At 29.6% G+C, this 26,159-nt stretch carries 18 protein-coding genes and 2 tRNA genes; 13 read left to right on the top strand and 7 right to left on the bottom strand.

The features are described from left to right. Nucleotides 1-323: 323 nt before the first annotated feature. The 3 genes from ACUBP5_RS00885 to ACUBP5_RS00875 are packed head-to-tail and all read right to left on the bottom strand — an operon-like array spanning nucleotide 324 to nucleotide 4,121. Nucleotides 324-2,267, bottom strand: a complete 1,944-nt coding sequence (locus ACUBP5_RS00885; RefSeq protein ID WP_482168429.1) for a protein-disulfide reductase DsbD family protein — start codon at nucleotides 2,265-2,267, stop codon at nucleotides 324-326. A 17-nt stretch (nucleotides 2,268-2,284) separates the two neighbouring features. After that, complete coding sequence (gene tilS, locus ACUBP5_RS00880) at nucleotides 2,285-3,589, bottom strand: tRNA lysidine(34) synthetase TilS (protein WP_482168428.1); 1,305 nt, start codon at nucleotides 3,587-3,589, stop codon at nucleotides 2,285-2,287. Between the two features lie 7 nt (nucleotides 3,590-3,596). Further along, on the bottom strand, nucleotides 3,597-4,121 hold the full coding sequence (locus ACUBP5_RS00875) for a shikimate kinase (protein ID WP_482168427.1): 525 nt from the start codon (nucleotides 4,119-4,121) through the stop codon (nucleotides 3,597-3,599). A gap of 114 nt (nucleotides 4,122-4,235) precedes the next feature. Between ACUBP5_RS00875 and ACUBP5_RS00870 the strand changes: the two genes are divergently transcribed. Continuing rightward, a tRNA-Lys gene (locus ACUBP5_RS00870) sits at nucleotides 4,236-4,308 on the top strand. Between the two features lie 860 nt (nucleotides 4,309-5,168). On the opposite strand, the gene ACUBP5_RS00865 is transcribed toward ACUBP5_RS00870, so the two are convergent. Beyond that, the gene (locus tag ACUBP5_RS00865) at nucleotides 5,169-5,390 is read right to left on the bottom strand and encodes a hypothetical protein (protein WP_482168426.1); all 222 of its coding nucleotides are present in this window, start codon (nucleotides 5,388-5,390) and stop codon (nucleotides 5,169-5,171) included. A gap of 92 nt (nucleotides 5,391-5,482) precedes the next feature. Between ACUBP5_RS00865 and fumC the strand changes: the two genes are divergently transcribed. Together fumC and ACUBP5_RS00855 are read left to right on the top strand one after the other, a co-directional pair. Further along, complete coding sequence (gene fumC / locus ACUBP5_RS00860) at nucleotides 5,483-6,877, top strand: class II fumarate hydratase (protein ID WP_482168425.1); 1,395 nt, start codon at nucleotides 5,483-5,485, stop codon at nucleotides 6,875-6,877. 951 nt (nucleotides 6,878-7,828) lie between these two features. After that, a tRNA-Arg gene (locus tag ACUBP5_RS00855) sits at nucleotides 7,829-7,902 on the top strand. Between the two features lie 559 nt (nucleotides 7,903-8,461). Here the strand turns inward: ACUBP5_RS00855 and ACUBP5_RS00850 are convergent. Then, entirely contained in the window at nucleotides 8,462-9,172 is a 711-nt protein-coding gene (locus ACUBP5_RS00850) for a CDP-alcohol phosphatidyltransferase family protein (protein ID WP_482168424.1), read from the bottom strand. A 330-nt stretch (nucleotides 9,173-9,502) separates the two neighbouring features. On the opposite strand from ACUBP5_RS00850, the gene putP reads away from it, so the two are divergent. From putP to yidC, 3 genes are all read left to right on the top strand, one after another. Beyond that, nucleotides 9,503-10,978 (top strand): sodium/proline symporter PutP, encoded by a 1,476-nt coding sequence (gene putP, locus ACUBP5_RS00845; protein ID WP_482168423.1) that lies wholly within the window; start codon nucleotides 9,503-9,505, stop codon nucleotides 10,976-10,978. Nucleotides 10,979-11,986: 1,008 nt separating this feature from the next. After that, nucleotides 11,987-13,597, top strand: a complete 1,611-nt coding sequence (locus ACUBP5_RS00840) for a CTP synthase (protein WP_482168422.1) — start codon at nucleotides 11,987-11,989, stop codon at nucleotides 13,595-13,597. Between the two features lie 28 nt (nucleotides 13,598-13,625). After that, nucleotides 13,626-15,416: a membrane protein insertase YidC gene (yidC, locus tag ACUBP5_RS00835; protein WP_482168421.1), complete on the top strand. Its 1,791-nt coding sequence runs from the start codon at nucleotides 13,626-13,628 to the stop codon at nucleotides 15,414-15,416. Nucleotides 15,417-15,437: 21 nt separating this feature from the next. Here the strand turns inward: yidC and ACUBP5_RS00830 are convergent, their stop codons facing one another. Further along, nucleotides 15,438-16,184, bottom strand: coding sequence for a biotin--[acetyl-CoA-carboxylase] ligase (locus ACUBP5_RS00830; protein WP_482168420.1), 747 nt, complete (start codon nucleotides 16,182-16,184; stop codon nucleotides 15,438-15,440). A gap of 496 nt (nucleotides 16,185-16,680) precedes the next feature. Between ACUBP5_RS00830 and ftsH the strand changes: the two genes are divergently transcribed. The 3 genes from ftsH (at nucleotide 16,681) to ACUBP5_RS00815 (ending at nucleotide 20,408) form a co-directional block, all read left to right on the top strand. Further along, nucleotides 16,681-18,621, top strand: a complete 1,941-nt coding sequence (gene ftsH / locus ACUBP5_RS00825) for an ATP-dependent zinc metalloprotease FtsH (RefSeq protein ID WP_482168419.1) — start codon at nucleotides 16,681-16,683, stop codon at nucleotides 18,619-18,621. Nucleotides 18,622-18,926: 305 nt separating this feature from the next. After that, nucleotides 18,927-19,733 (top strand): phosphatidate cytidylyltransferase, encoded by an 807-nt coding sequence (locus tag ACUBP5_RS00820; RefSeq protein WP_482168418.1) that lies wholly within the window; start codon nucleotides 18,927-18,929, stop codon nucleotides 19,731-19,733. A 12-nt stretch (nucleotides 19,734-19,745) separates the two neighbouring features. After that, entirely contained in the window at nucleotides 19,746-20,408 is a 663-nt protein-coding gene (locus ACUBP5_RS00815; protein WP_482168417.1) for a phosphatidylserine decarboxylase family protein, read from the top strand. A gap of 711 nt (nucleotides 20,409-21,119) precedes the next feature. Here the strand turns inward: ACUBP5_RS00815 and dnaK are convergent. Next, a complete protein-coding gene (gene dnaK / locus ACUBP5_RS00810; protein WP_482168416.1) occupies nucleotides 21,120-23,048 on the bottom strand; it encodes a molecular chaperone DnaK in 1,929 nt (642 codons plus the stop codon). Between the two features lie 361 nt (nucleotides 23,049-23,409). On the opposite strand from dnaK, the gene rplM reads away from it, so the two are divergent. The 4 genes from rplM (at nucleotide 23,410) to tsf (ending at nucleotide 26,099) form a co-directional block, all read left to right on the top strand. After that, nucleotides 23,410-23,865: a 50S ribosomal protein L13 gene (gene rplM, locus ACUBP5_RS00805; RefSeq protein WP_482168415.1), complete on the top strand. Its 456-nt coding sequence runs from the start codon at nucleotides 23,410-23,412 to the stop codon at nucleotides 23,863-23,865. A gap of 14 nt (nucleotides 23,866-23,879) precedes the next feature. Beyond that, nucleotides 23,880-24,266: a 30S ribosomal protein S9 gene (gene rpsI / locus ACUBP5_RS00800; RefSeq protein ID WP_482168414.1), complete on the top strand. Its 387-nt coding sequence runs from the start codon at nucleotides 23,880-23,882 to the stop codon at nucleotides 24,264-24,266. Between the two features lie 135 nt (nucleotides 24,267-24,401). Next, nucleotides 24,402-25,214: a 30S ribosomal protein S2 gene (gene rpsB / locus ACUBP5_RS00795; RefSeq protein WP_482168413.1), complete on the top strand. Its 813-nt coding sequence runs from the start codon at nucleotides 24,402-24,404 to the stop codon at nucleotides 25,212-25,214. A 57-nt stretch (nucleotides 25,215-25,271) separates the two neighbouring features. Then, a complete protein-coding gene (gene tsf / locus ACUBP5_RS00790; protein ID WP_482168412.1) occupies nucleotides 25,272-26,099 on the top strand; it encodes a translation elongation factor Ts in 828 nt (275 codons plus the stop codon). Nucleotides 26,100-26,159: the final 60 nt, after the last annotated feature.

Here is a 26,159-nt window from a genome sequence, read left to right as displayed (position 1 = left end):
AAGAAGAGCTTTTACCCAATATATTTAGTATTAGATAAGATAACTAAAAATATTACATCTATATTTTGTAGCATTTGATATATTTGTATATATCTCAATATATATTATTCCTATTTATAGAAAGAGGAATAAATAGTTAGGTTATGTGCACATAGAAAAATCTTTAATAATTTACTTTAAGGGAATAATGTAAAAAACTTGTGTTGTAAAATTACACTCTCTAATATAATAATAGTTATAAAGTATAGTAAAAACACGATAAATACTTCTTAAGAAGTACATCATAGTTAGATTTATAGATATAAAATTATAAGAAATTTATTTTATAAAGAGTTGCGAGAAGAAAAAAACTCAATACCTAATTTCAGCCATTCGATATATTTATCTATATGGAACTCAGCCCCAATAGGGGTATTCATTAATTGATTTTCGTAATCTACTATAACATAATAAGGTTGAGCATTTGTTTTAAAATGATTTATTTGAAAATCTGCCCATTTTTGTCCATAAGTGACTATTTGTCTTTTTGAATAATTTGAAAAATAACTCTCAGATTCAGGTAACTTTCTTCTATCATCTACATGCAGTGAAATTACTACAATTTTTTTTGATAAAAGATATTTAATACGTTGATCTGCCCATATTTTTTCCTCCATTTTTCGACAATTAGCACATGTGTATCCAGTAAAATTAAGCAAAATAGGTTTGAGTTGTCTCATTGCATAGTTACGGCCTTTTTCATAATCGTAAAATACAGGGATATCTTGAATATATTTTTGAGTGTCTGAAGGCAGAAGTTTTGAAAAATTTGAATATGGATAATATTCACTATAGGTATTTGGGGGAATAAATCCACTTAATAGTTGTAAAGGTGCACCAAAGATTCCGGGTAAAATATACAATGAAAAACTTAATGAAAAAATAGATGCAAAAAACGCTGGTAAACTTGTCCCTTTATATGAGTTTTCTAAACGGAATCTAAAAACTCCAAGTAAATATAATCCTAAAAGAAAGGAAATGACGACCCAAAAAACTAAAAAAACTTCACGTTTTATAATATTCCATCGCCATATTAAATCTGCATTGGAGAGAAATTTCATAGCTAAAGCTAACTCTATAAATCCAAAACTAATTTTTAATCTTTGTAACCACGTCCCTGAACGTGGCAAAGCGTTTAATCCGCTTGGAAAAATAGCAAATAACATAAAGGGTAAAGATAATCCTAAAGAAAAACCTAGCATAACTATAATAGGGGTTAATAGCAATTCTCCTCTAGCTAATTCTACTAATAGTGTACCTATAATAGGTCCGGTGCAAGAAAATGAAACCAAAACCAGAATAAGAGCCATAAAAAAAACACTTAATAGATGTGTACTACGAGATTTTTTATCTACCGCATTAATCCATGAACTAGGAAGAAAAATTTCAAATAAACCAAAAAAAGAAAGGGCGAACCATATAAATAATACAAAAAACAATAAGTTTATCCAAGGGCTGCTAGAAATTTCATTAAGCGCTGAAGCTCCAAAAATTATACTTATAAAAGTGCCTAAAAAAACATAAATCAATACAATAAAAATTCCATATAAAAGGACTTTTTTTATACTTTCAAATCTGTTTTTAATTTGTCTGCTAAAGAGACTTACCGTAAGTGGAATCATTGGGAAAATACATGGCATAAATACAGAAGCTATACCCGCTATAAAACCAAAAAAAAGAATATTAATCCAAAGGCTTTTTTGTTTTTTTACAAAAAAATCTATTGAATATGATCTTTTCTTATGCCCTGTTGTAGGGCTTTTTATATATTTCTTAGATTCATTAAAATAAAAAATAAAATCTCGTCTTTCGGGAGCTAAACAATTATCATGACTGCATGCTTGAAATTCAAGTAAAACCTTTATTTCAAAAGGATCTGAAGAAAGTTTACGAATATGTTGGCTGTAAACTACTTCATCGCTAAAAAAGTAATAACTAAAGCCTAAATCACGTAAATATTTCTTTTTTAATTGCCCTATTTCCTTTAGTGGCCCAATTTTTTCATAATGATTTTGATCTTTATTAAAATTCACTGATATAGGAATTCCTATATTTTTAGCTTTCATATATGTCGAATAGACATACCAATTTTTTTTTATACTAACTTTTATTGAAAGTTCGTATTTGTTTTTAGAAATTTTTTTTTGTTCAGAAGTAAATTGTACCGGTTGGAAAATTTGTGCTGATAAATTCCAAAAAACTAAAAATAGTATAAAAACTCTATACAAAATTTGAATATTAGGGGTTATCTTATATTTAATATCTTTTCAGTCGTTATACTTATTTTAAAGCGTTCATCTAAGCGATGAGCTACAATCCAAATAATAGCCCCATCTGCATTGATTAACAGCCAGATTTTTTCCTTCTTAGGAAGGCTAAATTTTTCATCCTTGAAAAATTTGCTAAGTTTTTTTTTTTTACGCATTCCCAAAGGATAGAAATAATCTCCAAAACACCACTTTCTCAGTATAAGTGGATAACAAACTTTTCCAAAATCTATAGAAACTAGCGCTGTTGTATCTACCGAATTGCTTATTTTAAAGGATAATGATAACGGTTCTGTAATGGTTCTTGGAGAATAAATTTCATACATTCTTTTCTTATTTTCAAGTTCTCTTTTAATAAGTAACCATCGATTTCTATCATTAATTATACGATAAGAACGAGAGAAAAGTTGTTTCCCGGATTGTGCATATATAAGATGTTCAAGATCAGATAAATTTTTGAAATTATAAGGAGAAAATAATCGAAAAAGATAAGGTTTTAAAGGATGTAGATTCCTAAGTTTAGAAATATCGATTTCCCATTGAAATGGATTTTTTCTATTGCTTAGAGTTATTTCTTTTATAGTCGTTTTAATAATTTCTTTTGAAAGAATATAATCATCATTTAAGTTAAGCAAAGTGGTTGAGAAATTTTTATAAAGATTAGGCGAAAGATTTAACAGCAAAGGTATTATACGGTGTCGTATAACATTACGGGAATATTTATGATCTTGGTTACTTGAATCTTCGCGCCACTCAAGGTTAGAGGCCTGTGCATACTTAAAAATCTGCGCCCGTGTGAACGGTAATAAAGGTCGTAAAATATCTTCTGTATTTGAGATACCCAAAAATCCTTTAAGTCCCGTACCACGCATGAAGTTGATAAAAAAAGTTTCTAATGTATCATCCAGATGATGACCTAAAGCTATAGCATCTAATTTAAGTTCTTTTAAAAGTCTAGCAAACCATCTATAACGCAAAGCACGGGCGGCCATTTGTATAGAGCACTTATTCGTTTTTACATAGGTTAGAGTATCAAAGCGCTGAAGATAAAAAGGAATTTTTTGATGTTTACAGAGCCCTTCAACAAATTTCTCATCGATATCTGAATCGATAGTACGCAATTGGAAATTGGCATGTGCTACGCTTAGCGAAAGCGAAGTACTTTGTAAAAGATTTAATAAAACCATACTATCAATTCCACCACTTACCGCTACTAGTACATGCTTAGTATTTGAAGGTAGTATTTCATTTAAATGTTTTAAAAAGATTAGTTTAATTCCCATCCTGTTATCAAACAAAGGTATCTAATAAATATCGTTGAATATAGTGAGCGATTTCTAAAGGTGATTTATTAATAATATCCACTATGTAATCTGCCTGTTCATAAAAAATCATCCGTTCGGAAAAATGCTTAAAAATAAAATTATTAAGTTCTTTATCTGATAAATGACTAATAATAGGGCGATTAGTTTTTTGAGTACGAAGCCGTTGATAAATTAATTCAGGAGATAATTTTAGATAAACGGTTTTTGCTAAACGTTTCATCAATAAAATATTATCCGCATGACAAGGCGTACCCCCTCCACTAGAGAGGACATAGTTTTTTATTGATTTTAAAATATAGTTTAAATAAAAAGACTCTACTTCCCTAAAATAATTTTCACCTTTTTTTAGAAATATATCTCTAATATGTTCTTGCTCTTGAACACTTATATAGTGATCTAAATCGTAAAATTTCATTTTCATATATGAAGCTAATAGTTGACCAACAGTGGTTTTTCCACTACCCATATATCCTATTAAAATAACCTGCAAAATACTATTATAAATCACTAAATTATAAGATTTTTCTAGATTCTCTAGAACATACATTGTTAAACAAATAAAATGATTGTATATTTGCTAGCTGCATAATGCCAGCTTAAAAAAGACCTGGTAGCTCAGTTGGTAGAGCATTACACTTTTAATGTAAGGGTCCTGGGTTCGAGACCCAGCCAGGTCACGCTTACTATTGTGCTTGTATATTTACTCGTTTATATCTTCTTTCTATTCATTTTTTACTATGATATACATTATAGTAAAAAATTAAATAACATTAAATATTTATTTAATATTTATTAAAAAGCGTAGGATAATAAAATAATTTCTCTTTTTATTGAGATAAATATTATTACTTCTGAGATTAGAATAATGTTTCTTTAATATAAGTAGTTATTTACTATATGAAGTATATCAGTTTACTTTACACTAATACTTTACACTAAAAAAAACTCATTTGGTAAAATTTCCTAGGTAAGATAAATCCGAAAGGAGTATAAGTTGTTTTGATAATATTTATTAAAATATGAATGCATAATAATCTCTAAAGATTCTTAGATAAACTCTTTTAATAAATATATAATTGATATGTGCATTCCCATTTTTAACACAAGTAAGAAAATCAGGTAATAAAATATTTCTTAAAAAAGAGGAGTCCATGTTAATTCTAGTATTTAGTAAATATCAAAAAGTTTTTTTAAACAAAAAATATAGAGGCAATAAATATCTATTACTCCTTAAAAGGATGTAGAATTTGATTATCACATTATTATAGATGGGGCTTTAAAACTGTTTCATAAGAAGTAAAACTCATCGAGTTTTTGATAATTTTTTATAAATAAAAAGAAAAGCTATATCTTTTTTTCCCTAAAAGGGGATAGGGAAGCTTAATAAGGATAAACATTATATAACCTAATTATATAATGTTATTTATCAGGAAATTGAAAGATATGATAACATATGATTACTTTAAATAAAATTTATTCAATAAAGGTAAGCCCCCTATCTAGGGGATATAGATAATATAATGTAGCTTTACAAAAGCTAAGGTTTTCTCCAAAGTAACTTTACATTTTCTTGCTTAGGCAAAATTTTCCTGCATACTTTCTCTGGTAATATTGATGCATTGATTTTTTCATATGTTTCAGCTGTCCCCATAATAACCCAATAAGGCACTATAGCAAGAAGAAAACTCAGGCACCAAAAGCCCGATATAGCTATTATAATAAAAAATAAAAATCCTATAAATTGTGCAATTATTGTCATGACAATACTTTAATTTAAAATTAAAATTAAAAAAATATTATTTAATCTTTTCGTATCTTTATCTCTATTCTAAAAAATAGAAATAGATAAAAATGAATTTTCGTATAGAAAGAGATACTATGGGCCGAGTAGAAATTCCCAATAATAAATATTGGGGAGCGCAAACCGAACGTTCAAGAAGTAATTTTAAAATCGGCCCGCCTGCTTCTATGCCTTTAGATTTGATATATGCTTTTGCTTATTTAAAAAAAGCTGCTGCTTACGCTAACACTGATTTAGGAATTTTAACTGAAGAGAAAAAGACTTTGATTTCAAAAGTTTGCCAAGAAATATTATGTGGGGATCTTAATGATGAGTTTCCTTTAGTAATATGGCAAACAGGGTCGGGGACTCAAACTAATATGAATATTAATGAGGTAATTGCTAATCGAGCACACGTTATAGAAGGACGAGCGCTTGAAGAAGATACACGTGTGATTCATCCTAATGACGATGTAAATAAATCGCAATCTTCTAATGATACTTTTCCTACAGCCATGCACATTGCCGCTTATAAAAAACTTATAGAAGTAACCCTTCCAGGAGTAAAAAAATTACGTGATGCACTGAATAAAAAGTCTAAAGATTTTATAAATATTGTTAAAATAGGTCGTACTCATCTCATGGATGCCACTCCACTTACCTTAGGTCAAGAGTTTTCAGGTTATGTAGCCCAACTCGATTACGCTATCCGCTCTATTGAGTATACCCTTTCTCATCTCTCAGAACTTGCGTTAGGAGCAACAGCTGTAGGAACTGGACTAAATGCGCCTATGGGTTATGATATAAAAGTAGCTGAATATATAAAAGAGTTTACAGGCTTCCCATTTAAAACTGCTAGGAATAAATTCGAGGCTTTAGCCGCTCATGATGCTTTAGTAGAAACGCATGGTGCACTTAAACAATTAGCTGTTTCGTTAATGAAAATTGCTAATGATATACGTATGTTAGCCTCCGGACCTCGTTCAGGTATAGGTGAGTTATTAATTCCGGAGAATGAGCCAGGTTCTTCTATAATGCCTGGAAAGTTTAATCCGACACAATGTGAAGCCCTCACGATGGTATGTGTACAAGTTATGGGGAATGATACCGCAATTTCTATAGCAGGTTCTCAAGGACATTATGAACTTAATGTATTCAAACCTATGATGATTTACAATTTTTTACAATCGGCTCAACTTCTAGGAGATGCTTGTTTTTCTTTTGCGTTACGTTGCGTAAAGGGAATTATTCCAAATTATGTGCGTATTAAAGAACTTTTAGAACGTTCATTAATGCTAGTTACCGCACTTAATACCTATATAGGTTATGAAAAGGCAGCTGAAATTGCTAAAGCAGCTTATAAACATAATACAACCCTTAGGGAAGAAGCTTTTCGATTGGGATATGTAACACCTGAAGAATTTGATGAATGGGTTAAGCCTGAAAATATGATTGGTAAAATATAAATTAGTATTTTTATCAATTGATTTATTTTTTTAATCTGAATATTTATGCAAATAAACTTATATATGAATAGAGATCAATAATTTTTTATCTAACGTATTATTAAGCTTTTACTGTATAGTTTTTATTATATGTAATAATTTTTTTTAACTTCTCTTTCCCTATATAATTCCCACCTAAAAAAAATAATAGTCTGTACTATTTACAGATTGTATCTTCACAACTATTGTTTTTTATAATTAGTCTACTAAAAAAAACTTAAGTATAATATTATTTATTTAATACATTTTTGTGAAATTATTGGCTTGAAATAGAAAGTATATTAAGTATCTTAACCCCAAGGTTTTATTTTTCTTTTCACTTTTACTATGATCTTTTTCATCATTTTTAAAAATGATTCTCTATCCTCTTTAGGACTGATTTATAAAAAAGATATGAGAAGTCATCATATATTGTTATTATAATAAACTATGTTAATTACTATTAACATACAGGAGATAAAAATTTATAGGATTTTTAATTATTCTAGAAGAATTTCTAACCATATTGGTTACATTAATTTTTAACTTATATATCTTAAGAGTACTTTTTATTATTTTAATAAAATCCTATAATTATTATACACTTAATATCTATAAACATAGGTTAGATAGAATACAAAAGTATCTGAATATATTTTATATAAGACTCCATAATAAGTTAATAAACATAATAGATATTATTTAAAATAAGATATTTTATTCAAAAACTAACCCAGTTAAAATTAAGTTTACATAAAAACAGTTTTAGATAAAAAAAATACAACATCACGAGAAAAATTTAACAATATCACATATTATATATATATAAATAGTATACTTTATAATAAATCATTATATAAACTAGTTTATCAGAACTATTTTGATATCTTTTTGGGAAAGCTATATAGTCTTTAGTATATTTGTCCGAGGCCTGGCCTCGTAGCTTAATTGGATAGAGCATCTGACTACGGATCAGAAGGTTGAGGGTTCGAGTCCCCCCGAGGTCACAAATTTTTATTCTTATGATATGTTAGAAACTAATTAAATAATGTTTTAGATAAAAATCTCATTTTTTTTTATTTTTAATAGATAGTACTTATACTGTATATCTATTTTATATTTTCTATTTTTTTTGTCTTTGTTAATATCCTTGGAGGGTGTTTTTTTTTACATTTCCTATAAAAATTATGCCAGTAATATTTTTTTTTTATAGGCTAGTTATGATAATGTTTAGGGAATTAACTTTTTATAATATAATTTATAATTTCCTATATAGGCTAGTTATGATAATGTTTAGGGAATTAACTTTTTATAATATAATTTATAATTTCCTATAATTATACTTTTAAAAAAGAGGCAGGTTATATACTAGTTACTTACTCCTAATATCATTGGCTATATCTAAGTCCCCTTTTGAAGGGGCCATACTTAGAATTTAAATCACTATTTTTTTTCATAGGCCTTTATAGGCAAATTTTGATGATGATTATCATATGTTTAATGGTTAAAAAACCTTTAAATCTTATGCCAAAAAACAAATACACTTATTATGCATACTTATCATAATTAGGTAAGTAATCGTTTTTTATTTAGTATTGAAATAAATATATATAATAGGATTATTATAGGAAGCGCTGATAGTTGCATATGTAAAAAAAGCGCAATAGAGAATATTAAAAATAAATATCTAGGAAAATTCTCTTTCCAGAGAAAAGAGGAAAATTTTAAAGAAATCATAGGAATTTTTGAAATAAGCAACTTACACGAAATAAGTAATAGGAATAATAATAAAATAGATGAATTGAGTATACATTTCCAAAAATCATAACATATATCCCTAGGATCTAATACAGATAATCCAATAAAAAAAAGTGTATTTGCAGGAGTCGGAAGCCCTTTGAAATTGATATTTGAAGTTTCATCGATGTTAAATTTTGCTAATCGCCATGCTGAACATAAAACTATGGAAAAAGCGCTCCATTTACAAAATGAAAAAAGTGGGTATGCAGTTATAGACTGTTCTAAAAAATTAAATACAATAAGTGCTGGAACTAATCCAAAAGATACTAGATCAGCCAATGAATCGAGTTGTTTGCCAAGTTTGCTTTTCTCCTTAAATAAACATGCGAAGAAGCCATCAAAAAAGTCTAGGATTAATGTTATAAAAGTTAATAAAGCAACTTTTTCATAATAAGGGCCTCTAATTAAAAAGATTAGAGCTATACACCCGCAAAATAGATTTAAAAATGTAAGCATATTAACTAAGTATCTATTCATATTAAAATTTTTCCTCAAATATAATAAGCTTTTTTTACCCTTATATCCCTCCCTGAGGGGGCAGATTCTCTTTTATTAGCTTAGTAATTTAACTTAGTTAAATAATAAAGTATTTATTACAAAACGTATATAAAATATATATTCATCCCTATGGTTTTTTACCTAAAAAACCTATTAAAATAGGTCATTTGATTTTATAGAGTATAAAAAATAATAAATACATATTTGTTAAAAAACAATCATCTTAGAACTTTATATATAAGAAATATTATCTTGGCAACCTATTAACAATAGTACTTCTATGTAATTATAATTATTCAAGAAAATAAAATGTTTTATCAATATATCTCTATTAGCATTTATATGCTTGCAATGATGGGATTAGGTTATTACGCTTACAAAAAATCTACTGCTAATATTTCAGAGTATATGTTAGGCAACCGTTCTTTAGGACCACTGGTAATAGCCCTTTCAGTAGGAGCATCTGATATGAGTGGCTGGTTATTAATGGGATTGCCAGGTGCTATATATGTATTAGGTCTTTCTGCAATATGGATTTCGGTAGGACTAATTCTAGGATCATATTTCAATTATCTTCTTGTAGCACCTAGACTTCGCATATACACTGAATTAGCAGATAATGCGATTACCATCCCTAATTTTTTCCAAAATCGTTTTGAACGATATGGCCGTTCTTTACGTTTAACATCAACATTGATCATTTTTATTTTTTTTACGATTTATATTTCTTCAGGTATGGTGTCAGGAGGTACGCTTTTTGAATCAGCCTTTGGCTTGAGCTATCATTGGGGGTTACTTTTAACGGTAGGTGTAGTAGTATTTTATACTTTTTTAGGAGGGTTTCTAGCTATTAGTTTAGCTGATCTAATTCAAGGATTTTTGATTGTTATTGCACTGATTATCGTCCCTATTATTTCTATTTTGGATCTAGGAGGGATTAGCAATTCATTAAAGCTTATAAAGGGGGTTAATATTGATTTGCTAAATTTTTTTAGCAAAAAAAATAATTTGACCGTTATTTCTTTTATAGCTTGGGGCCTAGGGTATTTCGGTCAACCTCATATCATTGTTCGTTTTATGGCTATTCGTTCCGTTAAACAAATGGGGTCAGCTCGTAGAATTGGCCTTTCCTGGATATTATTTTCTATTTTTGGAGCTATGGTTAGTGGCTTTATAGGTATTGCTTATGTAGATAAATATAAATTAATTTTAGATGATCCGGAAACTATTTTTATACGTTTTTCACAATGGTTGTTTCACCCTTTTATAGGAGGTTTTTTTATATCAGCTGTTCTAGCAGCTATAATGAGTAGTATTTCCTCTCAACTTTTAGTAACCTCGAGTGCGATTACTGAAGATTTATATAAATTTTTTTTTCATCGAGAAGCTTCAAATAAAGAACTAATGTTAATAGGTCGTATATCCGTTTTGATTGTAGCTATTATAGCTATTTTTCTTTCGTTGCGCGCTAATGATAATATTATAAATTTAGTATCTCATGCTTGGGCAGGTTTTGGAGCGTCATTTGGGCCTGTAATACTATTTTCTTTATACTGGATAAGAACTACCGGGTTAGGTGCTTTATGTGGAATGATATCTGGATCTATCACCATTATAATTTGGATTAATAGCCCTTTAAAAGACACAATATATGAAATAGTCCCTGGGTTTTTAGTAGCTTCTTTAGTAATTTTTATTGTAAGCTTATTAAATAAAACACCTGGGGAAAAAGTTTCTCAAAAATTTAATCAAATGCTTCATGTATTGGGAGAATCTAAAAAATGAATTTTTAATTTTAGATAAATTTAAACTTACTTTATTTGTGAGACCGTATTTACTTAAAAATCAAAAATGGCTTTCTGACCTTTATAATACTCCTAAATGCGTAGAATGACTAAAAGATCTTATCAAAGATTATCCTTAAGAACTTAGAGAATGCTTTTCTGAGGATTTAGAAATTTGGTATAATAGTTCGTATCGTAAAAATAGTAATTTCTATTGTATAACTAGTTTTTACGATTTTCAGATATTTAAAAAAAATGTTTAAAAAAAAAAAACATTTTTGCTACAGCTAATAACTTCATTATAGTTAATGCTCATGATATACATAAAAATAGTGATTTTTTTTCATTTAAAAGTTCCCGGAGGTTCTTTAAAATGAGATAATTAGTGTTTTTTTTTTGCTTGCTTAAGGATCTAGTTCTAGATAAAATTATTAGAAACTTACATTCGTTTAGGTTTCTTCTCAAGAAAAAAAAATATCTTATATTTTTATTCTCCATCTATAAGGGAAGAACTTAAATTTTTAGTATTCTTAATAGGGATTTAAATCTACGTTTGACATATAATGCTAATAAATCTATTCTTTAATTATAAGCCCCCCATTCCGTTAGGATATTTTTTATTTCATAGAATTCTATTGAATTAATATTTATTACCTAATAAAATTAGGTAATAAATATATAAAAGGATTAAAATATTCCTTGAAATTATAAGTTTTATGTATATCTATAAAACAATGTTCTCTTTTAATCATTGATTAAATCAAAACTGCGAAATAGAAAAGGATAAAGTTTAGTATCTATGCCTATATAGAGTTATGTAGTGATATACTCTTCTATCCTCTCTGTTAGAGAGAAGAAGTATATTATGTTTTATATCTTAACAAGCCCTCCCCTATTTGCATACTAGTTTGTTTATTAAATTTAGCTTATGATTATCGAAATATGACTTTTTAAGATACTCCTTAAAATTTTGTTTGTAGTTTTGTTAAAGGTTTAAAGTTTTTTCTTTATGTCACAGATTAAATATATTTTCGTTACTGGAGGGGTTACTTCTTCCTTAGGAAAGGGTATTATTTCAGCCTCTTTAGGAGCATTATTACAATCACGTGGCTATAAAGTTAGCATTCAAAAACTTGATCCATACTTTAATATAGATTCCGGTACACTTAACCCTTATGAACATGGCGAATGTTTTGTTACTGAAGACGGGACTGAAACAGATCTAGATCTTGGACATTATGAACGTTTCCTTAATAATTTTACATCTCAAGCAAATAGCATAACCTCAGGAGGTATCTACCAAACCATTATCAAAAAAGAACGTAGAGGTGAATATTTAGGGAAGACCGTACAGGTTATACCCCATGTTACCGATGAAATTAAACGACGTGTTCAATTGTTAGGAAATTCGAATCAGTATGATATTATAATTACTGAAATCGGAGGAATTGTCGGGGATATTGAGTGTCTTCCTTATATAGAATCAGTACGTCAACTTAAATGGGAACTTGGCTCTGACAATAGTCTTGTTATTCATTTAACTTTACTCCCTTTTTTAGATACTACTGGAGAGTTAAAAACCAAGCCTACTCAGCATTCGGTACGATATTTAATGGGAAGCGGTATACAGGCTGATTTTTTAATATGTCGCAGTAGGCAAGCAGTATCTGATAAGCTCAGGGATAAGCTAGCTCTTTTTTGTAATGTTAAACCTGGAAGAGTATTTGAGTCTGTAGATGTCCAAACTATCTATGATCTTCCTGAACTACTATATATCCAAGGTTTTGATCAAGCAATATTAGATGATCTAAATCTTTGTTCTAAGAGCCCCCCTGATTTATCTATATGGCGAGATTTTTTAAGAAAATATAAAAATTCTAAAAAAGAGGTTTCTATCGCAATTGTTGGCAAATATACAAACCTTCATGATGCGTATAAATCTATTAACGAAGCTCTGATACATGCAGGTGCTTGTAATGAAGTGCGAGTAAATATTCGTTGGATTTATTCCGGAGGTATTAACAATAATAATAGAGATAAATATTTTAAAGATATTTCAGGTATTATCGTAGCTCCTGGTTTTGGGAAACGAGGAATTAAAGGAAAAATATTAGCTATAGAATTTGCTAGAGTTTATCAGATACCTTTTTTAGGTATTTGTTTAGGTATGCAAATGGCGGCTATAGAATTTGCTAGGAATATTTTAGATATAAAGGCTCAAAGTACAGAAATGTACCCTAATACAAAATATCCTGTCATAGATCTTATGCAAACTCAAAAGACTTTGACTCAAAAAGGCGGGACTATGCGTTTAGGAGCATGGGATTGTCGTATTAAAAAAGATTCTCTGCTTTGGCAGATTTATGCCAAAGAATACATAAGCGAGCGTCATAGACATCGTTATGAATTTAATTCTGATTATCTAGAAGTTTTCACTAAAGCAGGGATGGACTTTCCTGGAGATAATCCTGAAACAGGATTAATTGAAGCAATGGAACTTAAAAACCATCCTTTTTTCTTAGGCGTTCAATATCATCCTGAATATAAAAGCACAGTAGCTATACCACATCCATTATTTATACATTTTATAAAAGCTTCTAAAGCTTTTTTATCCAAATAAATATCTGAAATTTATAGAGTATAATATTATGCAAAGTAGAAAAATAGATTATAGCTCTTTAATAGGTTCTATTTGCATATCTGTTATTTTAATAGGCTTTCTCTATTTTAATAGAACTTCTCATCCAGATAAAGAACTAGATAATATATCATCTTTAAAACAATCTTATCTGCCGACTAAAGTTATTAAAAAACCTATTGTAGATTTTCATTCTGTAGGTAGAGCTGGTGAGACTATTTTAGAGAACGAAGTGATGCGAGTAAAAGTATCTAATTTAGGTGGAAAAATTAGTGAAGTGCTCCTAAAGCGTTATAAGGCTTATAATCATAAAAATTCTAATCATCATGCAGATCTTTACCTAGTAAAACCTAGCACTTTTTATTTTGGACTGAATTTACAAAACTTTGATAAGGGGAAAGTGTTGAGTCAATATTTATTTTTCATCCCTAAAATTAAAGAGACTAAAAGCGAATATCAATTAACTATGAAAGCGCTTTTGTCTTCTAAAGCCGAGTTAGAGTACACTTATGTGCTATCTAAAAAACCAACTTATAAATTGGATTTTAATATAAAAACTCGCAATCTTCTTTCTTTTGCTTCATCTGATTATATATCTTTCAATTGGGGACAAAAGGTAATGAGTTTTGAAAAGAGCCCCAATTGGGAAAAAAGCTATACTCAGGTATATTATGCTTATAATAATAGAAAAAAAGTAAAATATTTAAGTAATAGCTCTCAGGATGAAGAAAATGTTCAGGGGGCTAACTGGATAGCAAATAAGCAGCAATTTTTTACTACTATACTATCTTCAGAGCATCCTTTCGAGCAAGCGAATATTAAATCAAAGGTTCTTCCTAATTCTTCATCTTATCTCAAATCATTTGACCTATCAGCTAATCTAGCACTAGATTTAAATGAGATTAACTATAAAGGCCAATGGTATTTTGGCCCGCTTGATTATAACTTACTTAAGAGTTATAATCAAAATTTTGAAGATATTATCCCTTTTGGTTGGGGTATTATTAAATGGGTAAATAAATATTTTTTCCTAATTATATTTCAGTTTCTTGAAAAAACTCACCTTAATTATGGTATCATAATAATTTTAATGACTATTGTTGTAAAGCTTATCCTCTCTCCGATTACCTACCAGCAATACAAGCTTAGTGCAATGATGAAGATCATTCGGCCTGAGATAGATGAACTTAATCTAAAACTTAAGGGAGCCGATCCGTTAAAAAAACAACAAGCTACTATGGCTCTTTACCAAAAGACAGGTGTTAATCCTATATCAGGTTGTTTACCCGCATTTTTACAGATCCCGATTTTCTATGCACTTTTTAAATTCTTTCCAACCATTATTAATTTACGTGGACAATCTTTTCTTTGGGCCGATGATCTAACTTCTTATGACTCTATTTACGAATTCCCTTTTTCTATACCTATTTATGGAGATCATGTGAGTTTATTTACTTTGCTCTATACTTTAGCTTTTTTACTTTATACTAAAATAAGTGGAACCGGGAATATGAATCCTCCGGTACAAGAGCGAGGATCGCCTGATATGAGATTTATAATGTCTTTGGCGCCTATTATTATGTTGTTATTTATTAACAGTTATGCTTCAGGCCTTTCACTGTATTACTTTATTTCAAATACCCTTAATATTGCGCTTATTTTTATAATAAAAAGTTTTATACTTGATGAAAAGATCATTCATAAGAAAATACAAGAAAATAAATCTAAACCTAAAATTAAGAGTCTATGGCAGAAACGATTACAAAAAATGATGAAAAAAACTCAAAATAACAGTATTTAAGGGTAAAATAAAGGAGAAAAGTTAATAAATCATATGGATTTCTTTAGGAGAAAAATATATTTTTTGGTTGTATTTTTCAAAAAATACTAATAGATGACCGTCTCTATCAACAATTTGTATTTCTCCCTCATAGATTATATCATTTAGTTTAAAATATTTTTTTTCTCTTTTGCCAAAAAGATGTAACATATAATAGTTTCTAAGAATTTGGTGATTTCCTTGAGAAAGTTGTTGATATTCTTTTTGTATATGTTCTATAATATTTATAAGAAGCTCTTTTAAATTAAAAGTTTTATAAACTAAGTTTCTTAGTGAAGAAACTCTAGAGGTCTGAAATTTTTCTTGATGAACATTTAATCCGATCCCTACAACAGTATTTCGAATATATTCTTTATTTATTTTGTTTTCAATTAGAATACCTCCTATTTTTTTCCCCCTTAAAAGGATATCGTTAGGCCATTTTATAAAAAAATCTCGTCCTTCAAGAGAGAGTCTTTTATGAATGCCGTTAGAGATGCATATATTCAATAAAAATTTTTCTCTCACTGGGATATAAGTAGCGAATGAAAAACTAAAAGTTAGATTTTTAGCTTTTTCTGTTTGCCAATACTTGCCATAAGTGCCCCTTCCTTTAGTTTGCTCTAAGGCCCATACAACTATCCACTCATCTGATAAAAAATTTGTAGGACGTATTTTTTTTAAATAATCATTAGTAGATGTTACTGTATATAACTCAATTAAGTGAACGGGATATAAAAATGAGTTCATAGTTAAAATTTACATGCTATGAATTGATAAAAGTATTTATTTATTTTTGCCTATGTATTATAAATACAAGGCTAAAACATTTATAGTATTTAAGGTAAAAATTTTTATTTTGCTCAAAGCAATCACTAAAGCCATCCATAGAAAAAAGGGGAAAGGAATATTGTTATTTTAAATATTATTCAAAACGTTATTTTTAGTTATTTCATCATTAGCAATACTAATTCTTAGATACAAATTTATGTATCATATCAAATCAAATATTCTATGTTCTTAAACACCTAAGAAAAAATCCTATCATGTTAAAGAGAATAACCAACGTCCAATATGGGATTTTAATGATTGATGATCTATGCTTGTTGTTATACTACATCAATTTTTAAAATTGATAAGATAAATAGATTATTGTAATCTTAAAAATTTTAATAGGAGAGAGGGAAAGGGAGATATATATAATTAAAATTGGGATGATAACTAGTAAAATGAACAAAATAAAATAATGGATAAAAAAATAAAAAATAAGAGCAGTTCTTTTTGGGTATTCACTATTGTATTACTTATTTCTATCAGTATATTTTTCTTTCAATCTTCTTTTTTGGGAATAAAACGTATTAACCAGGAACTTTTTTTTGATAAGCTATCTAAAGGTGAAATTCAAAAAGTACTAATTAGGCATCGTGAGTTTGCAAGTGTTTGGATCAAAAAGAAATTAATTAAAAATTACTCTAAAGACAGTAATGTTTTTTTTTCACCTGAAAAAAACTTTCCTTCAGCTAATATAGCCCAATATGAATTCGAGATAGGTGATCTTAGGCTTTTCGAGCAAAAATTTCAGGACTATAAACGACTCTATCAATTAGATGCTATAATCGATTTTAAAAATGAACAAGAATACAGTATAGGTAAATTTTTTGCTGAATATGGATTCTTTTTTTTACTACTTATTGTATTCTGGGTATTTATTCTTCGTCGTATTGGATCAAGTAATGGCCCTGGAGGAAATATTTTTAATATAGGAAAATCTAAGGCTAGGTTATTTGATGAAAATGATAATGTAAAAACTACTTTTCATGACGTAGCAGGTCTCGAAGGAGCTAAAGAAGAAGTTCAGGAAATAGTGGAGTTCCTAAGGAGTCCAGATAAATATACTAAGCTAGGAGGTAAAATTCCCAAAGGGGCGCTTCTGATAGGCCCTCCAGGAACTGGGAAAACTCTTTTGGCTAAGGCAGTTGCAGGCGAAGCAAAAGTTCCTTTCTTTTCTCTTTCGGGTTCTGATTTCGTTGAAATGTTTGTAGGTGTAGGCGCTTCTAGAGTAAGAGATCTTTTTAAACAAGCTAAAGATAAGTCACCTTCTATCATCTTTATAGATGAAATAGATGCTATAGGAAGAGCTAGAGGAAAAAACAATATTACTGGAGCAAATGACGAACGAGAAAATACGCTAAATCAACTACTTACTGAAATGGATGGTTTTGGAACTAATACTAATGTTATTGTTATAGCAGCTACTAATCGTTCAGATATTCTTGATAAGGCGCTATTACGTCCAGGGCGTTTTGATCGCACTATTTTTGTCGATTTACCTGAACTTAATGAAAGAAAACAAATTTTTTATGTACATCTTCAGAAATTAACTTTAGCAAAAAAAGTGGATATCGATTTTCTTGCTAGACAAACTCCTGGGTTTAGTGGTGCAGATATCGCTAATATTTGTAATGAATCTGCGCTTATAGCAGCAAGGAGGAATAAAAATGAGATAGAACATCAAGATTTTTTAGATGCTATAGATCGTATTATAGGTGGACTTGAAAAGAAAAACAAGATTATTAAACCTAATGAAAAAAAGCGCATCGCTTATCATGAAGCGGGGCATGCTACGATAAGTTGGCTTATAGAACACGCCGCTCCTCTTGTAAAGGTCACTATAGTGCCTCGTGGGCGTTCTCTAGGGGCTGCATGGTATCTTCCTGAAGAACGTCAATTGACAACCTTTGAACAGATGCTAGATGAGATCTGTGCACTCTTAGGAGGACGTTCTGCTGAAGAAGTCATTTTTGGAAATGTTTCTACTGGTGCTTTAAATGATCTAGAACGTGTGACAAAACAAGCGCATTCTATGGTAACTATTTTTGGATTAAATAAACGTATAGGTAATATTTCTTATTACGATTCTACAGGTCAAAGCGAATATTCTTTTAATAAGCCTTATAGCGAAAGTACCGCACGGGTTATAGATGAGGAAATTTCTAAAATTATAGAACAACAGTATCAACGAGCTTGTGAATTACTTAAAGATAATATTGTTAAACTTAAGGAATTATCTAATAAATTACTTGAAAAAGAAGTTATTTTTAAAGAAGACTTAGAAATAATATTTGGGAAAAGAGTTTTTATAGATGAAATAGGAGATATGCTAAAAGCATCTAGATCTACCTCTTAAAATAAGATAATTATATATTCTCTTGAGAGAATATATAGTATGTTCTATGTGATGCTATTCTTTATTAAACTTATAATTAAGACAATAGGAGAAAAAGTTTGTTTTGCTAGGCCAAGTTTTTTTTTTTAGAAATCGTTTTTTATATTACCTCCTTTTTAGGATAGGCTATGAGTCTATCTAATTATTTAATTGAATTTACTTTACTTATTAATAAGTATCAACTGTTTGATAATAACTGTATATAAATAGATAATAATATAGGCTTTGTATCCAAAATATAAAAAAAAATATTTACTTGATCTTTAATGATTAACTTCAAAAGTGAATTTTTCACTAGATTTTTTTCCGGAACGTTATATATAATAATAGTATTGCTTTGCAATAATTTGGGATTTTTTTATTTCAAAATACTTATGCTCTTATTTTCTCTCTTATGTTTAAGAGAGTTTTTCATCATTACTGCTATAGGCTCAAAGCTCTCAAATTTTTTATTAGCTATCTTTATTATAGGAATGATTTTTCATTCCTTATTTACTGAAGGTAACATTATAGAAAATGCCATATATTTCTTAATATTTTTTTCTCCTTTACCTATATTATTTGAATTATTTTCTCCAATTCCTGCTAAAGAAAAACTTCGTCGTATAGCCTGTGTATTTTTTTCCTTTATTTATATTTATATCCCTTTTATATTAGCTTGTGAGCTTTATTTACTAAAAGGCAAGCAAATGTTTTTAGGATTATTTTTACTTATATGGATTAATGATACATTTGCCTATATGATAGGTACTAGTCGTTGGGGCAAGCATAAGTTAGCTATACTTATTTCTCCAGCAAAAACACTAGAAGGCTTTTTTGGAGGCTTGGTTCTTTGCATGATAATCTCTGTTGTTTTCTATCTATTTTCCCTACAAAGATATTGGCCTATAATAGGGCTCATTACAGGAATATTTGGAACTATAGGAGATTTAGTAGAATCACTTATTAAGCGTACTTGCCGGGTAAAAAATTCAGGAAATTTACTCCCTGGACATGGTGGATTTCTTGATCGTCATGATAGTTTTATATTTGTTATATATGCTACGATGATTTATGTAATTTTATTCAATTAATATATTATTTACATGATTCATAAGGAAGGATACTCTATTATACGGAACACTTTGATACTATCAATTATTTTTATAATAGGATCTCTATTTTTTTTCTGTATTGCAACAACATTGTTAATCAGTGTGATTGTTCTTGTCTTAAACTCCTCTATATTATGGTTTTTTAGAAACCCTAAGCGGAGACTCAACGTGAAATATAATGAGGTAGTAGCACCTGTAGATGGTAAAATAGTGATTCTAAAAGAAGTTCATGAGCCTGAATTTTTCAAAAAAAATGCTCTACAAATTTCTATATTTATGTCTCCTTTAGATGTACACGTAACACGTTATCCTATATCAGGAAAAATAATTTATTCAAAATATCACCCGGGGAAATATTTTATAGCTTGGTATCCTAAGGCTTCTACTAAAAACGAACATACCAGTTTAGTGATACAGACAAGTGCAAAGCAACAAGTGTTATTTCGGCAGATTGCAGGTTTTTTAGCACGACGTATTGTTCTTTATGGATATAAAGGAGATCAAGCTGAAGCTGGGAAAGAGTTTGGATTCATTAAATTTGGATCTAGATTAGATGTTTTTTTACCATTAGATACTGAGATTTATTCATGTATTGGTGATAAAATTATTGGAGGGGAGAGTATTTTAGCTAAGCTCTCAGGAATAGCAATCTAAACAAATTAAAAATTATGAAAAGACAATATATTGTTATATTTATTGCTCTTTCACTGTTGTTATGTATAGCTTGTACTCAAAATTCTGGAGGTAACAAAGGGAACTATCCCTTAGAAGAAGGTAGTTAAACATAATTTGTCCTATAATATAGGCCTCTACCTCTCTAAGAGAGTAGAGGCTTATATTATCCGGTTAATTGTTTATAGTGATATTTTTTATATTTTAGATATACTATCAACATTATTCACTTCTCCTAAGAAGGAGAGGATAATCTTTTTACTCTCTCATAGAGTAAAAAGATTATCCTCTCCTTCTTATTAAGAAGATGAAAATGATCAACTTTTTTTTTCACTATATTATCTGTCAATAGAACCTTAGTATTTATATGATACGATATATAAGCACTCCCTATTTAAATATTAACTACTAAGAAATTTATTTGTTTTTTTAATCTTTAAAAGAGATATATTCTGATTGATAAATATATATTTATATTTAGTTAAATATGATTAACTAGTTTAAATCACTATTAAGGTTTTTTACTTAAGAAACTATTTAAGTAATCTAGGATTAGAAAAGATTTTTTTATATTTTTTTCCGAAAAGGCAAAAATTTAACTTGCTTATTTAAGAACAAATATTAAGTTTATAAAATTACATATAAGAGTTTTTTTAATTAATTAAAAAATCCGCTGTTCAATAAGCGGATTTTTTACTTTACTTCTTCAAAATCTACATCTTGAATATTCTCACTATTTTGGTTAGATTTTTCACTACTATTAGATTTAGTAGTATTAGAAGGATTCTCTATATTCGAAGTATTATCACTTACGTTAGTTTTTTGTGCGCTGTATAATTCTTGAGAGGCGGTAGCCCAAGTATCGTTAAGTAATTTTATATTATTCTCAATCTCCATAAAATTCTTAGAAAGATGAGCGGTTTTTAACTTTTTTAGAGCATCCTCTATTTTTTTCTTATTTTCTTCAGAGAGTTTATCTTTATAATCTTTAAGCTGTTTTTCAGTCTGAAATATAAGAGCATCTGCTGAGTTTAGCTTATCAATTTCTTGTTTAGCTTTTTGATCTTTATCAGCATTTTCTTGTGCTTCTAATTTCATTTTTTCAATCTCTTCTTGGCTTAACCCTGAAGAGGCCTCAATACGAATAGATTGTTCTTTACCAGTCCCTTTATCCTTAGCTGATACACTTAAAATGCCGTTAGCATTAATATCAAAGGTTACTTCAATTTGTGGTGTGCCTCTGGGAGAAGGTGGAATATCTATCAAATCAAAGCGTCCAATTTCTTTATTATCATTGAACATAGATCGCTCACCTTGTCCTACGCGTATAGTTACGGCAGACTGATTATCCGCTGCAGTAGAGAACGTCTCGGATTTTTTAGTAGGGATAGTAGTATTTGCCTCAATGAGTTTAGTAAAGACTCCACCTAAGGTCTCTATGCCTAGAGATAAAGGAGTTACATCAAGTAAGAGTACATCCTTTATATCTCCGGTAAGCACACCTCCCTGAATAGCTGCACCTATAGCGACTACCTCATCCGGGTTTACCCCTTTAGAGGGGTTTTTCCCAAAGAATTTTTCTACTTCTTCTTGTATTTTAGGAATACGTGTAGATCCCCCAACTAGGATTATTTCATCGATGTCATTAGCCTTTAATCCAGCAATTTCCAATGCTTTTTTGCAAGGTTCCATAGAACGACGAATAAGTTCACTAGAGAGCTGCTCAAATTTCGAACGTGTTATAGTTTTCACTAAGTGCTTAGGGAGGGAATCTACAGCCGTAATGTAAGGTAAATTAATTTCAGTTTGGGCGCTTGAAGAAAGCTCAATCTTAGCTTTTTCAGCTGCCTCTTTTAAACGCTGATGTGCCATAGGATCTTTGCGAAGATTTATTCCCTCTTCTGATTGAAAATTATCCGCTAAAAAATTAATAAGAATATCATCAAAATCATCTCCACCAAGTTTAGTATCCCCGTTAGTAGAAAGCACCTCAAATACTCCTTCACCTAGTTCAAGAATAGATATGTCAAATGTTCCACCTCCTAAGTCGTAAACAGCTATCTTTTTATCCTGTCTACTTTTATCTAAACCATAAGCTAAAGCTGCCGCAGTAGGTTCATTAATGATACGCTCTACTTTTAACCCCGCAATTTCACCTGCTTCTTTAGTAGCTTGACGCTGTGCGTCATTAAAATAAGCAGGCACAGTAATCACGGCACGATTCACTGACTGTCCTAGATAATCTTCAGCGGTCTTCTTCATTTTTTGAAGGATCATTGCAGAAATTTCTTGAGGAGTGTAAGGTTTTCCGTCTATATCTACTCTTGGAGTATCATTAGGTCCTTTTATAACTTTGTAAGGGACACGATCAACTTCATGAGAGACATCTGAAAATCTTGTCCCCATAAAACGTTTGATTGAAAAAACAGTTCTTCGTGGATTGGTAACCGCTTGCCGCTTAGCTGGATCACCTATTTTTATCTCGCCTCCTTCAACAAATGCTACCATAGAAGGAGTGGTCCTCTTCCCCTCGGAATTAGGGATTACTGCGGGGTCGTTCCCTTCCATTACGGCGACACAGGAGTTTGTAGTTCCTAAGTCTATGCCAATAATTTTACTCATTTTTTCAATTTTAAAATATGTCTTAACCTAACATCAAGCATTATGCCATAGATAAAAGAGTAGATATTTATACTTATATGGCAGATTTATTCTTATAACTTGAACTATAAAATGACATAAAGTCATTACTTTATTTCTATTTTGTCATAAATTTTCATATTCGTTTATAACAGTTATTTTTTTTTTTTATATATAGCTAAAGACTGATATTTTGCTAAAGCAATAAAGAGTGTAAAGAATGCTTAGATATTTAAGTAACACACAAATTTTGTCAACTGATATAAGATACTTATATTCGTAGTTCAAAAAAGCTAATAAATAATTTTAACCTTAGTTGATACTAATTCAAAAAAAAAAAAACGTGAATAGTTTGAGTTTTAAAACAACTATAGTTCCTGTATCAGCCTTGCAAAAACGCTGGTTACTTTTTGATGCAACTGGCAAAAGTCTAGGTAGACTTGCCTCTACCATTGCTAATATTATAAGGGGAAAGTGCAAAACTTATTTTACACCGCATGCTAATTGTGGAGATCATGTGATAGTAGTCAACGCTAGTAAAATTTTACTTAAAGGGAACAATTGGAAAAATAAAGAATACGTTCGTTACACGGGATATCCAGGAGGTCAGCGGGTTAGAACTGCTAGCGAACAATTAATAAAAGATCCTAGATTTCTTATAGAGAAGGCAGTTAGAGGAATGTTACCTAAAAATCGTTTAGGTAAACAAATTTATAAAAGTCTTCACGTATATATAGGAGCTGATCACAAACATAAAGCTCAGAATCCTGTAACAGTGAACTTTACTGAAAAATATTAATACTAATTAAGAGTATGAAAATTTTACACGCGATAGGTAGAAGGAAAACTTCAGTGGCGCGTTTATATCTTTCTGCTGGGGCAGGAAAGATTATTATTAATAAAATAGATTATAGAGATTATTTCCCACAAGAGATTCTCAAATATAAAATTCTTCAGCCTTTTTTACTTACTGCTAATATCGATAAGTTTAATTTAAATATACGAGTTTGTGGAGGTGGTATAAATGGTCAGGCTGAAGCTATACGTTTAGCTATTTCCCGAGCGCTTTGTAGTCTTAATTTAGATCATAGAGCAGTTTTAAAACCTGAAGGATTGCTTACTCGAGATCCTAGGAAAGTAGAGCGTAAAAAATTTGGAAGAAAAAAAGCACGCAAAAAATTCCAGTTTTCAAAACGTTAAATTCTATAGCTTAAATTTATCAAAAAAACAATATCTATAGAATGTGTTATCTAGTTTTTAGTAGCTAAAAAACTATTTATAGTTAATTTACTAGCCTTATAAGATGCAGGAACATAAACTAATTTATAAAAGTAAATGTCAAAAGCAAGTATTCAGGAATTATTAACAGCTGATGTCCATTTTGGACATCTCTCTCGAAAATGGTCTAATCATATGGCTCCATATATATACATGGAGAAGAATGGAATTCATATCATAGATCTTTATAAAACTTCAATAAAGTTACAAGAGGCTTGTCAAGCTATACAAGCTATCGTAGCTTCAGGCAAAAAAATATTGTTTGTAGCTACAAAAAAACAAGCTAGAGAAACCGTATCAGAAGTATCTAAGAGTAATAATATGCCTTATGTTACTGAGCGTTGGTTAGGTGGTCTTTTAACTAATTTTATTACGATTAGAAAGGCTGTACGTAAGCTCAATGCTATTGAACGTAAAAAAAAGAGCGGTGCTTATTCTTCTATATCAAAAAAAGAGTTGCTTATGCTTAATAGAACCAAAGTTAAACTTGAACGAAACATAGGATCTATTGCCGATATGACTCGGCTCCCAGCAGCAGTCTTTATAGTGGATATCTATCGCGAGGCTATTGCCTTAAGAGAGGCTCAAAAACTTAATATTCCTGTTTTCGCTATGGTAGATACTAATTCTGATCCTAGAGAAATAGATTATGTTATACCTGCTAATGATGATTCTTCAAAATCTATTGCTGTTATTTTTAAACATCTGGATCAAGCTTTATCTAAAGGTCTTTCTTTGAGGAAAACTGAGCGAGAAAAACAAAAATTCGAAGAGAAAGAAGAAAAAGAAAAAGGAGAAAATAATCCATTTGTAGCCCAAGTAATTTCAGAAGAAGATCTCTCTATTGAGCCTAATATATCTAAAGGTTAATTATAGTTTTTTATAAAAAAGCATTTATTGTTTTTAACAAAAAAAAAATTGCTAAAAATGTTTCAAATAACCCCTCTACAAGTAAATGAGTTAAGAAAAAAAACTGGATCTGGGATAATGGATTGTAAAAAAGCTCTTTTAGAGGCTAAAGGTGATTTTGATAAGGCTACTATATTATTACGCAAGAAGGGACAAAAAATTTTAATAAGTCGTTCTAATAATCAAGTTAATGAGGGTGTAGTTATAGCTAAAGTAAATTCAGATAAAACAAAAGGGATTGTTTTAGGCTTAAATTCTGAAACGGACTTTGTAGCTAGGAATAATAATTTTATACAACTTGCTCATAATTTAGCTCAATTAGCTCTTAATTATAAAGATAAAGAGGAATTTTTAGAAGCTTTTTTTGAGGAAAGTGTCACCATAAAGGAAAAACTTATAGAACAGACCGGAATAATTGGAGAGAAAATATGTTTAGGGGCTTTTGAGATACTCAAAGCTCCATTCGTGGCTTATTATATCCATAATGGGAATAAAATAGCTACCCTAGTAGGGTTATCTAATTCTTATGACAAAGAAGTTGATAAGATAGGTAAAGATTTAGCTATGCAAGTAGCCGCTATGAATCCTATGGCTCTAAATGAAAAAGAATTGGCAGTCGAAATAATTGAAAAGGAAAAAGAGATTATTTTAGAACAACTGCATAAAGATAATAAGCCTAAAAATATGATTGATCATATTGTTCAAGGTAAATTAAAGAAATTTTTTTCTGAACATGTACTTATTCAACAATCTTTTATAAAAGATGAAAAAATATCCGTATTAGAATATTTGAAAAATTTTGATAGCAATATTCAAATTACAGCCTATAAAAGAATAGCTATATAATTTTCTATATATAAATATATATCCTTAGATTACTAATCTTTAGTTATATAAGATTGGTGT

This window comes from Candidatus Insignibacter tubulum (assembly GCF_056790205.1).
Note: the sequence above shows the minus strand (reverse complement) of the source record. Positions and strands in the feature narration are given on the sequence as shown.

Excerpts from the sequence above, each read along its gene's own strand:
- dnaK (WP_482168416.1), bottom strand. The coding sequence starts at position 23,048 with ATGAGTAAAATTATTGGCATAGACTTAGGAACTACAAACTCCTGTGTC.
- ACUBP5_RS00815 (WP_482168417.1), top strand. The coding sequence starts at position 19,746 with ATGATTCATAAGGAAGGATACTCTATTATACGGAACACTTTGATACTA.
- fumC (WP_482168425.1), top strand. The coding sequence starts at position 5,483 with ATGAATTTTCGTATAGAAAGAGATACTATGGGCCGAGTAGAAATTCCC.
- rpsB (WP_482168413.1), top strand. The coding sequence starts at position 24,402 with ATGTCAAAAGCAAGTATTCAGGAATTATTAACAGCTGATGTCCATTTT.
- yidC (WP_482168421.1), top strand. The coding sequence starts at position 13,626 with ATGCAAAGTAGAAAAATAGATTATAGCTCTTTAATAGGTTCTATTTGC.
- rpsI (WP_482168414.1), top strand. The coding sequence starts at position 23,880 with ATGAAAATTTTACACGCGATAGGTAGAAGGAAAACTTCAGTGGCGCGT.
- putP (WP_482168423.1), top strand. The coding sequence starts at position 9,503 with ATGTTTTATCAATATATCTCTATTAGCATTTATATGCTTGCAATGATG.
- tsf (WP_482168412.1), top strand. The coding sequence starts at position 25,272 with ATGTTTCAAATAACCCCTCTACAAGTAAATGAGTTAAGAAAAAAAACT.
- ACUBP5_RS00865 (WP_482168426.1), bottom strand. The coding sequence starts at position 5,390 with ATGACAATAATTGCACAATTTATAGGATTTTTATTTTTTATTATAATA.
- ACUBP5_RS00820 (WP_482168418.1), top strand. The coding sequence starts at position 18,927 with ATGATTAACTTCAAAAGTGAATTTTTCACTAGATTTTTTTCCGGAACG.
- ACUBP5_RS00830 (WP_482168420.1), bottom strand. The coding sequence starts at position 16,184 with ATGAACTCATTTTTATATCCCGTTCACTTAATTGAGTTATATACAGTA.
- ftsH (WP_482168419.1), top strand. The coding sequence starts at position 16,681 with ATGGATAAAAAAATAAAAAATAAGAGCAGTTCTTTTTGGGTATTCACT.
- tilS (WP_482168428.1), bottom strand. The coding sequence starts at position 3,589 with ATGGGAATTAAACTAATCTTTTTAAAACATTTAAATGAAATACTACCT.
- ACUBP5_RS00840 (WP_482168422.1), top strand. The coding sequence starts at position 11,987 with ATGTCACAGATTAAATATATTTTCGTTACTGGAGGGGTTACTTCTTCC.
- ACUBP5_RS00850 (WP_482168424.1), bottom strand. The coding sequence starts at position 9,172 with ATGAATAGATACTTAGTTAATATGCTTACATTTTTAAATCTATTTTGC.